This is a genomic window from Comamonas sp. 26 (genome assembly GCF_002754475.1).
In the GTDB taxonomy this organism is placed as follows: domain Bacteria; phylum Pseudomonadota; class Gammaproteobacteria; order Burkholderiales; family Burkholderiaceae_C; genus Comamonas.
Map to the genome: position 1 here is coordinate 288,708 of NZ_PEFL01000003.1, position 13,638 is coordinate 302,345.

Here is a 13,638-nt window from a genome sequence, read left to right on the forward strand (position 1 = left end):
TTAGACGGCCAGACGCTTGCGGCCCTTGGCGCGACGTGCGTTGATCACGGCACGGCCACCCTTGGTCTTCATGCGGACCAGGAAACCGTGGGTACGGGCGCGGCGAATCTTGGAAGGTTGGTAAGTACGTTTCATGTTGGTTCCTTGAGAAGGTTCAGTATTTGCGTCGGCAAGGCGCTATATCCGCGCCCGACCATCCAGGTTTTGCGCCGCACACTCTCACCGTCAAGTCCGATATTTTTTCACATGTCGAGCATGTCATCAGGCTTGCAGGAAATAAACGGTACAAAGCACTCGCCTCAGCGCAAAAGCCACTGGGCGCGCGCGCACAAAAATTGGCACCCGGTTCATATCACCCTGAACACATTCAGGGAAACCTGCGATTATCACAGTGTTGGGCCTTTGATGCAATGACCTTTGAAATCGCCATGGACTCACGGGTCATTACGGCCCGCGCGCGGTCGCGTCAGAGATTCTTTACAAACAGCGGACTGCCAATCTATTAGGATGTGCAGCCTATCACGCACCGGAGCCGGGGATAGCCTTCTGATATTTTGTGGATAACTTCCGCAAAAGCTACAATACAAGCCCCGCAACTGTTCCTCCTATCCACAATTAGACTTTTGACAATGACAGAGGAACCAACCAATGATGCAGGCCAGGCCCTGTGGCAGGTCTGCGTGGAGCAACTGGGCCAGGAAATGCCCGAGCAGCAATTCAACACCTGGATCAAGCCGCTTACCGCTCTAGTTGCAGAAGATTTTTCCAAGGTCACCGTCTATGTGGCCAATCGCTTCAAACTGGACTGGATCCGCGCCCAGTACGCAGGCCGCATCTCGGCCATGCTGGAGTCGCTGTACGGCCAGCCAGTCACCCTTGAGTTAGCACTTGCTCAGCGAGAAAGCGTTGTGCGTACTTATGTACGCCCTCCTTCATCTTCACAACAGTCGGCACCCCAGACACACAATGTGTCGGTGCCCACGGTGACGAATGAAGAAGCCAGCGCCCCGGTTTTTCGCACGCGCCTGAACCCAGCTCTCACTTTCGAGACACTGGTGGAAGGTACGGCCAACCGCATGGCACGCTCGGCGGCCATGCACGTGGCGGGCTCGCCCGGTCATCTGTACAACCCGCTGTTCATTTATGGTGGTGTCGGTCTGGGTAAGACCCATCTGGTGCACGCTGTGGGTAACCAGTTGCTCAAGGACAAGCCGGACGCCAAGATTCTCTACATCCACGCAGAGCAATTTGTGTCGGATGTGGTCAAGGCTTACCAGCGCCGCACTTTTGATGAGTTCAAAGAGCGTTACCACTCGCTCGATCTGCTGCTGATCGACGATGTGCAGTTCTTTGCCAACAAAGACCGCACGCAGGAAGAATTCTTCAACGCCTTTGAAGCCCTGCTGGCCAAAAAGAGCCACATCGTGATGACGTCGGACACTTATCCCAAGGGTCTGGCCAATATTCACGAGCGCCTGGTTTCGCGCTTCGATTCGGGCTTGACGGTCGCCATCGAGCCGCCCGAGCTGGAAATGCGCGTGGCGATTCTGATCAACAAGGCCCGCGCCGAGAACGCCGACATGCCCGAGGAAGTCGCCTTCTTCGTGGCCAAGAACGTGCGCTCCAACGTGCGTGAGCTGGAAGGCGCGCTGCGCAAAATTCTGGCTTATTCGCGCTTCAATCAGAAGGAAGTGTCGATTCAGTTGGCCCGCGAGGCGCTGCGCGATCTGCTCAGTATTCAGAACCGCCAGATTTCTGTGGAAAACATCCAGAAAACGGTGGCTGATTACTACAAGATCAAGGTCGCCGACATGTACAGCAAGAAGCGCCCGGCCAGTATTGCCCGCCCGCGCCAGATTGCCATGTACCTGGCCAAGGAGCTGACGCAAAAGAGCCTGCCCGAGATTGGCGAGCTGTTTGGCGGCCGCGACCATACGACGGTGCTGCATGCGGTACGCAAGATCGCAGGCGAGCGCCAGACCAATACCGAGCTGAACCAGCAATTGCATGTGCTGGAGCAAACGCTCAAGGGTTGATGAAAACTCCCCCATGGATGTCACTCACACACGGCAAAATGGGGAATTCACGCGGCATGAGGGAGCGTCCGCTCCGCCCTGCGGACGCCGCCGCGTCAAAACAAATGCGCACTTAATTCACTGAGGTTGACATGATCGTCCTGAAAGCCACACAAGACAAAGTTCTCGCGGTCCTGCAATCGGTGGCCGGCATTGTTGAACGCCGCCACACGCTGCCCATTCTGGCCAATGTGCTGATCAAGAAGACAGGCAACGCGCTGCAACTGACGACCAGCGATCTGGAAATCCAGATCCGCACCACCGCCGAGCTGGGCGGCGACGCTGGCGACTTCACCACCACCATTGGTGCCCGCAAGCTGATCGACATTCTGAAGACCATGCCCGGCGACCAGACCGTGAGCCTGGAGACGCAGCAAGCCAAGATGATTCTCAAGGGCGGCAAGAGCCGCTTTACGCTGCAGACCCTGCCCGCAGAAGACTTCCCGCTGGTGCAGGAATCGGCTGCGTTTGGCCCCGCTTTCAGCGTGCCGCAAAAGGTGCTGAAGGACTTGCTGGGTCAGGTGTCCTTCTCCATGGCGGTGCAGGACATTCGCTACTACCTGAACGGCATTCTGTTCGTGGCCGAAGGCAACACACTGAGCCTGGTGGCCACCGACGGTCACCGTCTGGCCTGGGCCAGCGCCACGCTGGATGTGGAAGTGCCCATCAAGCAGGAAGTGATTCTGCCACGCAAGACCGTGCTGGAGCTGCAACGCCTGCTGTCAGACGCCAGCGGTGACAACCAGCCCGTCATCGAGATGCAGTTCGCCAGCAATCAAGCCAAGTTCACCTTTGGCGGCATGGAGTTCGTGACCAAGCTGGTCGAGGGCAAGTTCCCCGACTACAACCGCGTCATCCCGCGCAACCATACGAACAGCGTGACTCTGGGCCGCGCACCGCTGCTGGCATCGCTGCAGCGCACGGCCATCATGACCAGCGACAAGTTCAAGGGCGTACGCCTGTCGGTCGAACCCGGCACGCTGCGCGTCGCATCCAATAACGCCGAGCAGGAAGAAGCGATGGATGAACTCGATATCGACTACGGTGGCGACACCATTGAGATCGGTTTCAACGTGACCTATCTGATCGACGTGCTCACCAATATGAGCCAGGACATGGTCAAGATCGATCTGCAGGATGGCAACAGCTCCGCGCTGGTCTCCATCCCTGAGAACGAAAGCTTCAAGTACGTCGTGATGCCCATGCGCATCTAAGCAGACCGAACGCAGCCAGCCATTCCATTGCCTGAAAAACATGAGCAGCTACCGCTGGTCAGATATGGTTTTCAGGCAAGTATTCATTTGAAAGTTATGCAAGTCAGGCGCCAGCAGCTTCTGACTTTGTAGCAGCAAGGTAATTTCATGACCGAAGACAACAAGCCAGATACCCAGACCGCCGCAGATGCAGGCGGCTATGGCGAAGGCTCAATCCAGATCCTCGAAGGCCTGGAAGCCGTGCGCAAGCGCCCCGGCATGTACATCGGTGACACCTCGGACGGCACCGGTCTGCACCACCTGGTCTTTGAGGTCGTGGACAACTCCATCGACGAAGCCCTGGCTGGCTACTGCGACGACATTCTGGTCACCATCCACGCTGATGGTTCGCTCTCCGTCATCGACAACGGCCGTGGCATTCCCACCCGCGTGAAGATGGACGACAAGCACGAGCCCAAGCGCTCTGCCGCTGAAATTGCGCTGACCGAGCTGCACGCGGGCGGCAAGTTCAACCAGAACAGCTACAAGGTCTCGGGCGGTCTGCACGGCGTGGGCGTGTCCTGCGTGAACGCGCTGTCCATCTGGCTCAAGCTCACCGTAAGCCGCGACGGCGTGCGCCACGAAATCGACTTCTCGCGCGGCTTTGTGCAAAACCGCCTGATCGAGGTGGTGGACGGCGTGGAAGTCTCGCCCATGCGCGAAGTGGGCGCATCCGACAAGCGCGGCACCAAGGTGCACTTCCTGCCCGACCAGGAAATCTTCAAAGAGAACTTCGAGTTCCGCTACGAGATTCTGGCCAAGCGCCTGCGCGAACTCTCCTTCCTGAACAACGGCGTGCGCATTCGCCTCAAGGACGAACGCGACGGCAAGGAAGACGACTTCTCCGGCGCCGGTGGCGTGCAAGGCTTTGTGGAATTCATCAACGGCACCAAGAAGGTGCTGCACCCCACGACCTTCCATGCCGAAGGCACACGCCCCGCCGAAACATACGGCGGCATTCCCGGCACCGAAATCGGTGTGGAAGTGGCCATGCAGTGGAACGACAGCTATGCCGAGCAAGTGCTGTGTTTCACCAACAATATTCCCCAGCGTGACGGCGGCACCCACCTGACCGGCCTGCGCGCCGCCATGACCCGCGTCATCGGCAAGTACATCGCCGACAACGAACTCGCTAAGAAGGCCAAGGTCGAAGTCACCGGCGACGACATGCGCGAAGGCCTGTGCTGCGTGCTGTCCGTGAAGGTGCCCGAGCCCAAGTTCTCCAGCCAGACCAAAGACAAGCTGGTCAGCTCCGAAGTCCGTGCGCCTGTGGAAGATATCGTCGGCAAGCTGCTGGCCGAATTCCTCGAAGAAAAGCCCAACGACGCCAAGATTCTCTGCAACAAGATTGTGGATGCGGCTCGCGCCCGTGAAGCCGCCCGCAAGGCCCGTGAAATGACGCGCCGCAAGGGCGTTCTCGACGGCATGGGCCTGCCCGGCAAACTGGCCGATTGCCAGGAAAAAGACCCATCGCTGTGCGAAATCTACATCGTCGAGGGTGACTCCGCCGGCGGCTCTGCCAAGCAAGGCCGTGACCGCAAGTTCCAGGCCATCCTGCCCCTGCGCGGCAAGATCCTGAACGTGGAAAAAGCCCGCTACGAAAAGCTGCTGTCCAGCAACGAAATCATCACCCTGATCACGGCCCTGGGCACCGGCATCGGCAAGGTCAGCGAAGACTCGGGCAAGAGCAGCAGCGACGACTACAACGTCGACAAGCTGCGCTACCACCGCATCATCATCATGACCGACGCGGACGTTGACGGCGCACACATCCGCACCCTGCTGCTGACCTTCTTCTACCGCCAGATGCCCGACCTGGTCGAGCGCGGCCACATCTACATTGCCCAGCCACCGCTGTACAAAGTCAAGAACGGCAAGGAAGAGCTGTATTTGAAGGACGGCCCGGCCCTCAACAAATACCTGCTCAAAATTGCGCTGAACAACGCCAGCGTGACGACAGGTGGTGCCAATACCCGCACCATCGAAGGTGAAGAGCTGGCCAAGCTGGCCGACATGCATCTGGCCGCAGAAACCGTAATTGAGCGACTGTCCAACTTCATGGATGCCGAAGCCCTGCGCGCCATTGCCGATGGCGTGCAAATCAAGCTCGACACCATCGAAGAAGCCCAGATCTGCGCCCCCATTCTGGAAACCAAGCTGCGCGAACTCACCACCACCGGCGTGCCCGCCGATGTGACGGCCGAGATCGACCCCAACAGCGAGCACCCCATTCTGCGCATCAGCCGCCACCACCACGGCAATATCAAGAGCTCCATCCTCACGCAGGAGTTTGTGCGCAGCAATGACTACGCCGCCCTGTCAGCCGAGGCTCAGCACTTCAACGGTCTGCTCAACGAAGGCGCCAAGGTGCACCGCGGCGAAGGCGAAAAAGCCAAGATGGAAAAGGTGGGCGACTTCCGCCAGGCCATGACCTGGCTGATTGCCGAAGCCGAGCGCACCACCGGCCGCCAGCGCTACAAGGGTCTGGGTGAAATGAACCCGGCCCAGCTGTGGGAAACCACCATGGACCCCAACGTCCGCAGCCTGCTGCAAGTCAAGATCGGCGATGCTATCGAGGCAGACCGCGTCTTCACCATGCTCATGGGCGACGAAGTGGAACCACGCCGTAATTTCATCGAAGACAACGCCTTGCGCGCTGGCAATATCGACGTCTAAAGTTGTGTAGGTGGATGCAATAAGCGGGATTTTTGATGGCAAAAGTCGGGATTTTTATGACTAATTAAATCTCGATTGAAGCAAGCTGCCTATGCCCGCCATTGCTAAACAAGATTAGGTTCTACGTCTCATAAAAACAGCTGCCTTCGCAGCTGTTTTTACGTCATCTGGGTGCTGTTCGAACTCTCATCTTTGGTTCACAACCAGAGTCCGAGTCCTCGCTACATCAATGTCTTCGCATTGAAAAGCAAAACAAACACAAAATATGCCTGCACAGCTGGCGAGATACCTTCCAAGGAGACAGCTTTGTTCAAACCGACATTTCATCACTTCCGACGTGCTGCTTGCGAAATCGCAAAACATGGCGATAACGACACGTTGCCGTTCGACATTGACGTTAAATTTTGTGGTGAGAAGGCTGACGCTCTTGCCTCCATCGCCTACGGCTTTTATTCAAAACTTCGAGACAGTCAAGATATTCAAGAGAACCGTGAGCGCATTACAGAGCTACACGTTCACAGTGAACGGCTGCTCGCCCCTTCTGGTCCTGCCGGATTCCGGGTAGTAACGAAGATTCATCTGTTCTGGAACATATACCTTAATGGATTGGCAATCGCCATTGCAGAGGTACTTGAACCACATCGCTCCCCGAATGCCCACTCATACCGCTTCCTACCATCAGGTAATGAACAGCTTTTCGATGAAAATAGGTCATGGCGTGCCTTCAAGGAAGCGACCATAAGTGATGTAACCAATGCTGGTGATGAGGCGGTTGTTGTTCAAACAGACATCTCGAGCTTTTACGAACACATTTCTCATCACTACATCGAAAACTTCATTCAAGCCCTAGGCGGCGATGCAGGGCCTGTTTCGAGGCAAGTCAACACCATTCTTAGCAAGCTCTTCGCAGGACGCTCCTTTGGACTCCCGGTCGGTGGCCAAGGAGCACGCATACTTGCGGAATTATTTCTGGCTCAAGTAGACGCGGCGCTTACGACTCATGGAGTGCAGTGGCACCGCTATGTTGACGACTATGTGCTGATTGCAAAGGACACGACAGAAGCATACCGAGCGCTTGGCCTACTTGCGCAAGTCCTAATGGACTATGGCTTGAGCTTGAATAAGACCAAAACTGTTTTCCTCTCGGCAAAACACTATAAAGACTACGTGGCTTCACAACTCGGCGGCGAAGACGTAGAGGCAGCAAAGCTACGCAGCATCGACCTGAAATTCGACCCATACTCGGATAGTCCTCATGAGGACTACGAGTCGCTCGTGGAAACCGTCGAAACACTTGAAGTACGACAGCTTTTGAATCGTGAGCTGGAGAAGGCACTACCAGACTCTTTCTTGGTAACCCAGATTGGTCGGACTATGCGGCTTCATCAGCCAGTCGCAGCACTCGATATAGCTGCAACGCTGTTAAAGCAGCAAAACCTGCATGCGTTCCGCTCATCGTTTTCCACCATCATGAGAGGAATTGCCAACCTCCGAAACGATGCACGGTTTTCCAGCATTCACTCGCGCCTCGACTCATTGCTTGATGCCATCCCAACTCACTCTGCGCATCTATTGAAGGCAGACACCAATCTGCTCCACTACCTGCGTTGCTTGCGCTTTCAAAGTACACCGACACGCACACAATTCGTGCGCCATCTCTTCGATACGACGCCATTGGATACAGTACGTCGTAGTTGCATTGATTGCTGGCGTGGTTGGCGCGACAGAGCGGCGTTTAACCATCTGCGCAACCGTTGGCAACAAATGACTCCCGAGTGCCAGCGACTCTACTGGCTCGCATCCTATGAATTTGACGATGAGGGAAACAAGGCACGAATCCAAGCGAAACGTGCGGTACAGCAATACTGGGCTCTCGGGGTAGAGCAGCCCAGCGGCGAAGAAAAGAGCAAGGCAGAACACTTATTTGCGTCGGTGTTCATAAAGTGGGCTGAAGAGGTAAGTAATGCAGTTTGACCCACGCACAGTCGCGCACGAAATTCCAGGCATTTTCGATGAGATATTTCCTCAGCTAACGCCAAGCATCGTCACGCATCTCAACAACTCCGCGTGCTTCATTCCAGTCCAACCACTTCAACAGGAGCTGCTACGTCAGTCAGAGTTGCAGCGGGCTATGCTTTTCGAACTTGGCTACACCGCAGGTGAACGATTGATACGAGGGGAGACTTCTATTGATTGGCCCAGCTGCTTTGAGGACACACTCCGCCGGCAGCGTGCTTATTTTGACGCAAAGCTACCTGACCAACTGACCGCCTGGGACCAAGCCTTAGCCGAAACGGTTGGAAAAAATCTTGCGAACTCGATGGCGGAATTAAGTCGTGCAAGTGGGCACCCTGTTCTCATTCGGCCTCAAATTCCAGGTCTTGAATGGATTGCCAGTGGTCACGGAGATTTCGCTCTCGGAAGTACTTTGGTTGAGGTAAAGTGCACCGCCAAACGCTTCTCCTCTGCCGACTATCGTCAAGTGGCTATCTATTGGCTGCTTAGTTACGCAACATCTCTCGAGGGGCGTGGTTCTGAGTGGCAAGACTTCGTGCTACTTAACCCACGGAGAGGTGAGAAAGTTTCGATGAAGTTCGATACTTTCTTGTCAATCATCAGTAGCGGTCGCACGAAAGTAGACATCCTCCAACTCTTTCAAGCCCTTATCGGCTCCCGTCTCACACGCTGAAGCACCAGAGCAGCGACAAGCAAATACGGGCATCTTTCTTGCGAAAAAACCTAGTCAATGCAGGGTTGTGCCATCCGCGATGGTGAAAACGTTGGAATTGGCCGGCTCAGGCCCTTCATACGCGCTAAGTATTAGCTGGACTCAGTTGAACGATGAGAGGTTGAGGTTTTTAATCAACTGGAAAGCAAGATTTCGCTGAGGCTGCGTAGCGCATCCTGCGGATGTACTGCAGGGGCTGGAGCACCATGCAAGGGAGTTGTTGCCACATCGTTGACTGCTTGAGGACGACGCAGCAAGCTGAGTGCCTCGGCATTCAAGCGGGGATGGACAGACGCTTTCGGCAGCATTACCACTTTGCACTTCAGACTCTACCCCTACGCCCCCCGCCTACAGCGGAAGGTGGAGAACCTCAAGGTCGAGCCGTGTTCCGCCAACCTCCAGAGCACGAGTCCGCACCGGAATGGCCGTACTGTGTCGAAGAGACCGAAGAATGGTGCCAGTCGGTCACGATGCGGAAGTTGCGCCGAATATAAAGTCACTAAGTAAACATGAGAAACGAAAATTATCTCTATAGGTGATGGCCGTTTGGGCTCAATTGCCTGTGACTGCCTCCGCAGGCCGAGGCTCACGGGCCAGGGAGATAGTCTTGAAGTCATCGCCAAGGAAACTGAATTTCTTTGAGAAGAGCGACGCAACCTTCGTGTCCGCGGTAGCAAAGAAGATTTGGCGACCAGAGTTCACAGCAAGGTCCCGTAGGTAGTCCAAGAAGGACAACGCGTTCAGGTCATCGATGTGGGCTATGGGGTCGTCAATAAGTAATATGGGAGGCGCATTTGTCGCAGTGCGATTCCTAGCTAGGAAGATTGATAGCGCGAACGCAGCGCGCTGTCCGGTACTCACCTGAGCCAGGGTTCGTGTTTCCCGTGTCTCGACTGACCTCAGAAGCACATCGGAGCTACCTACGTATTCGTATTCCTTAGGTGAATGGATGCGAGAAAAGACTTCGTTGATTTGGCTGCCAATTGCCTCCAAGACCTCTTGGGTAGCACTTTCGAGCGAAGCGTTGGAAACCAGGTCACCCAATAGATTCTGGGCAGCGCCCAAAGCATCCGCTTCACCACGAGCAGTGCTGAGTTTTAGCTGCTGAGCCTCAATTGCAGGAGGAAGAACCCGCAGCTCTTCCGAGTTGCTCACCTCACTGTGCCAGGCATTAACAGCCTCACTGCAGGCTGATGCTACAGCGGCAACACGAGCTTGAAGTTCAGCGAGCGAGGCATCATCAGACACATGCAGATAAGAACGTAACCTCTCAACGTTGTCCGCAGCCGGGATGAACTCGTCTTTTAGTGTGATGAGCGACGCGAAGGAGTTGATGGGCTGAACACGTGTTGACCAACTATCTGAATCGATGGCTCGGCAGATTGCACGGATTTCCTCAGCTACAGCGTCAATCTGCCGCCGAAGGGCCTCAAGCTCATTACGCTTGCCTTCCGCCGCCTCATTCTGGGAACGCAGCACTTCCGCTGCGCCATTGGTCGCATGACCGCTTGAGGTCGACTCAAAGAAATGACTGACTCGGCTCCAGAGACGGTCGTGCTCATCGCTGGTAAGCCCAGCCTCTCTCAGAGCCTTCCCCTCCTGGGTGAGTCGCTGGAGTTCAAGTCGAGCTTTGTCAGCTTCAAGCCGCAGCCCAGCAAGCTCATCCAGTATCTCTTTAGGAGTTTCGCCCTTCAGGCCCACAAGGCTCGCAGTGCTCTGGCAATACTCCAAGCCAGTCGCAATCTTCTTGGCCTCGTTTGCATCATGTTCAGCTTGGCTCGACACGTGAACGAGAGCATTGAGCTCTGCAGAGGAATCGTTGCCAGAATTCAGTTCTTCGATGAGGTGAACCAAAGCGCCATCCGGATGGACTGTTTGACAAACGGGGCAAGCATTCGGGTGTTGAGACTGCTGGAGCACCTTGAAGGCAGCGCTCTTAAGGCTTTCGAATGCGGCGGCACGCGCTGACGCTGCTTTCCCATGCAGGTCCAGAGCCTTCTTCGCACCTCCAAACCTCTCCTCGGCATCGCGTACAGCCTGGTTGGCCGATTGAAGTGCCACCCCGATAGGAAGCTCCGCATAGCGAACCGGAATTTCTGGGGCCTCGCCTGAAAGTTGGCTCTTGAGCCGCTCCGCAAGTGCGTCCACTACACCACGTGCGTCAAAGTACCGAGTCCGCACATCTAGGAATCCCGAAGACTCGTAGACGAGCCTACGGCTAAGCAGCTCAGCATTTCTTTCATGCGCCTCGATATGTTCTACAAGGTCATTTTCCAGCTTATTCAACTCTGAGAGACGCTCTTGGTGGGGCCGAGCGGCTTCAAGCGCGGTGTTAAGTTCGGTGAAGCGATACTCGATGTCACTTAACGTCCGAGCAGCATCGCCTAAGGAGGAGAGGGCTTGGATATGTCCCAACGCCGCCAACAGTTGCGGTTCTTCGTCTAGCTGAGAAACACCGGCGTTAGGGGAACTCTTCCATCCGAGAGAGACGAGCACGGCGCGATACGACTCCGCAAGGGTCATTGCGATTGAAGGCCTGCTCTGCAACTCTCGCAAACGCTTCTCAAGCTGAATCAAGTCCTCTTGTAGCTTATCGGCGTTGGCCTCTGCTTTGTCGAACGCCTTTTCCACGTCCCCGTGGATTTTCTGGAGGTAGTCAAACGTCGTCGCAGCGGTCGCGCCTACGAGCAGTCGACTAAGCTCGGTGGCGACATCCGCTGGCTGGAGCTGGGCCGAAAGGCGGAAAGCGGCGTCTGTGTCCAGGAAGTTGTACTGCGAGAAACTATCGACGATGGCGTCGACGGCGAACTCTTTGCGGTTGTACCAAGCTAAGCAACGAGCCTTGAGACGCGGGCCGTCTGACGTGGATTGGAGGTCAATGCCATCTCCACCCTCGTTAGGCGCAAGCTTGCCCTTGAGGCGAACTACTCCAGTGTTCTTACTTCTTAAATTGTTCCCGCAATAAAACCGTTCGATAGCCTCAAGCAATGATGTTTTGCCAGTGCCGTTTGCGCCCGTGACGAGTGTGACCTTGCCAAAATCGTAGGTCTTACCGTCATGCACAGGACGAAAACTGCTGATGGTCAAACTGAGCAGTTTGGACTTCGCAAGCGGTATGTCTGCGCGATTAAGGTCGCTAATGCGTTGACGACTACTTGCCGGCGTTCCTGCCTCGCGTTTGGCAATCTTCGCCACCACCCCCGTTCGAGGGGTGACGCAATCGAGCAGAAGTTCTAGCTGACCTGAGGCAAGCCTGCGTCTCCAATCTGCGAGCACATCAGGCGACACGCTGCCATCCGTCGCCTCGAAGAGTTCGGCAGCGCCCAGCAGCGATTTGAGGTCTTCCGCTGATACGACACGCTTTCGCGCGTAGTCCCTGTCTTCCTCAATCGCTGCTTTCGCCGCAGCGAACTGAGGATTTGATGTGGAGTTTGGACCAGCAACGAGATAAAGGTATTTGTTCCAGCGCAGGTCACCTGGCGAATCGAAAAAGTCGTCGCCGAGAATTCGCTCCTGAAAGTCGCGTAGATGCTGCGAGCGTTGCACCACCTCATCAGCAAAGTCTACGTAGGCTACGGCGTAAGCATGTGGCCCAAACCTCTTTTCTCCACGCACAACGCTCTCATCCACAGCTTTTAGTCCGACGAGGAGGTGTGAGAGCGAGTCACGAGCCGTTTGCATTTCTAGCATCTCACTATCCCCCTGTGATGGACGTCATGCTGGACCCATCGAAAGCAATGTCTGTTTGCGCCTTGATATCGGCGAACTTTATGTTTCCGGCGGCTGTCCGGAAACATACTGCCACCCGATTTTTGTGAGCTTTGTTTTCCTTACGGAGCAACTCAAATGCTGCGTCGCCAATGTTCTTCACAACGTCGGGCGCCGGACTCTCACCTAGATAGGCGACCAGCGCTGGACGAACTCCTGCCTTGGTCACGTTGGTGTTAGGCGAGTCTGGACTCCAGGATATAGAAGCACCTCCACCTCCTAAGTCCTTGATAGGTAAAGGTAGCTTTTCATTCCGAAGGATGTTCCCAAGAACGGCGACCTTCCCAAGTCGTCTCTGCCGATTTTCCTTAGCGACTGCGTTTCGGTCTAGTTGCAGGGTCGCTCGCCCAACAACTTCAGACTCCTGGATTTGACAGACGTCCAACTTGTCTACGCGATGCCATTGCTCGCTTATCTTGTGAGGACCACATGAAAGAGAGATAGCTCGTTCTACATACAGGCGGTTTTGGACGTCCTGGAGGTTCTCGAACCCAGCTGCAAAATCCGGGTCCGCGTTGATGATGGAGGACCACCCTGTTTCGGGGCAATCATTAGTTTCAACCCAGGCTGCGGTGGTTTCATCCCAGATGAGGCGAGCATCGACTATCGGCCCCACCAAGACGTCATGCACAGCAGGGCCGTCCTGCACCACCTTCGGTACGGTTAGCGCGAAAACAGCCTCGTCATAGTGGAAGTGCAATACGTGGCGCTTCTTATCATGCCGCGTGTAGTAGAGACCCTTTGCCTCATTGCTGATGACCTCGGCATCCTTGACCGAGCACCGACCGTCTGGCAAGTACCAAGCCGACCCGCTCTCGTTATCCCACTTTGCGGGCGTCTTACTGTCCGCTTCATACTGCTCCATGTCTTGAGCCCAGTTCAGGCAAACAATGTCGCAGTTAGTCAAATTTGCGCTGCGGCTGAAAACATCTGTTCGATACCGGCGATAGTCGTCGTGCTTAGGCTTCGGATTCAACTGCACGTGGATGAGAATCGTACGGTCAGACAGTTTTTTCGTGGTCGCTGCGTCCACCCTCCACATCTCTAATGAGAACTGGCACCGTTCCTCCCGAAGAAACTTTTGCAACTTCTCAAATAGTATCAATTTGTTGCAGCATAAATCAGAGCAAGGTTACCG

Annotated in this window: 8 protein-coding genes; 5 read left to right on the forward strand and 3 right to left on the reverse strand. The window is 55.4% G+C overall.

From position 1 onward, the window contains the following. Window positions 1–135 (reverse strand): 50S ribosomal protein L34, encoded by a 135-nt coding sequence (rpmH, locus tag CLU84_RS19490; RefSeq protein ID WP_003060014.1) that lies wholly within the window; start codon window positions 133–135, stop codon window positions 1–3. A 494-nt stretch (window positions 136–629) separates the two neighbouring features. Between rpmH and dnaA the strand changes: the two genes are divergently transcribed. The 5 genes from dnaA (at window position 630) to CLU84_RS19515 (ending at window position 8,693) form a co-directional block, all read left to right on the forward strand. Beyond that, complete coding sequence (dnaA, locus tag CLU84_RS19495; RefSeq protein ID WP_099739556.1) at window positions 630–2,036, forward strand: chromosomal replication initiator protein DnaA; 1,407 nt, start codon at window positions 630–632, stop codon at window positions 2,034–2,036. A 131-nt stretch (window positions 2,037–2,167) separates the two neighbouring features. Then, window positions 2,168–3,289 (forward strand): DNA polymerase III subunit beta, encoded by a 1,122-nt coding sequence (gene dnaN, locus CLU84_RS19500; protein ID WP_099739557.1) that lies wholly within the window; start codon window positions 2,168–2,170, stop codon window positions 3,287–3,289. A 147-nt stretch (window positions 3,290–3,436) separates the two neighbouring features. Next, window positions 3,437–6,004, forward strand: a complete 2,568-nt coding sequence (gyrB, locus tag CLU84_RS19505; RefSeq protein WP_099739559.1) for a DNA topoisomerase (ATP-hydrolyzing) subunit B — start codon at window positions 3,437–3,439, stop codon at window positions 6,002–6,004. 306 nt (window positions 6,005–6,310) lie between these two features. Continuing rightward, window positions 6,311–7,978, forward strand: a complete 1,668-nt coding sequence (locus CLU84_RS19510; RefSeq protein WP_099739561.1) for an RNA-directed DNA polymerase — start codon at window positions 6,311–6,313, stop codon at window positions 7,976–7,978. After that, window positions 7,968–8,693 (forward strand): hypothetical protein, encoded by a 726-nt coding sequence (locus CLU84_RS19515; protein ID WP_099739563.1) that lies wholly within the window; start codon window positions 7,968–7,970, stop codon window positions 8,691–8,693. The genes CLU84_RS19510 and CLU84_RS19515 overlap by 11 nt, the downstream gene beginning before the upstream one ends. Before the next feature lie 591 nt (window positions 8,694–9,284). Here CLU84_RS19515 and CLU84_RS19520 read toward each other — a convergent pair. After that, window positions 9,285–12,422 carry an AAA family ATPase gene (locus CLU84_RS19520; protein ID WP_099739565.1) on the reverse strand — a complete coding sequence of 1,046 codons (3,138 nt, stop codon included), beginning with the start codon at window positions 12,420–12,422 and terminating at the stop codon, window positions 9,285–9,287. Between the two features lie 4 nt (window positions 12,423–12,426). Continuing rightward, a complete protein-coding gene (locus CLU84_RS19525; RefSeq protein WP_144445480.1) occupies window positions 12,427–13,533 on the reverse strand; it encodes a hypothetical protein in 1,107 nt (368 codons plus the stop codon). Window positions 13,534–13,638: the final 105 nt, after the last annotated feature.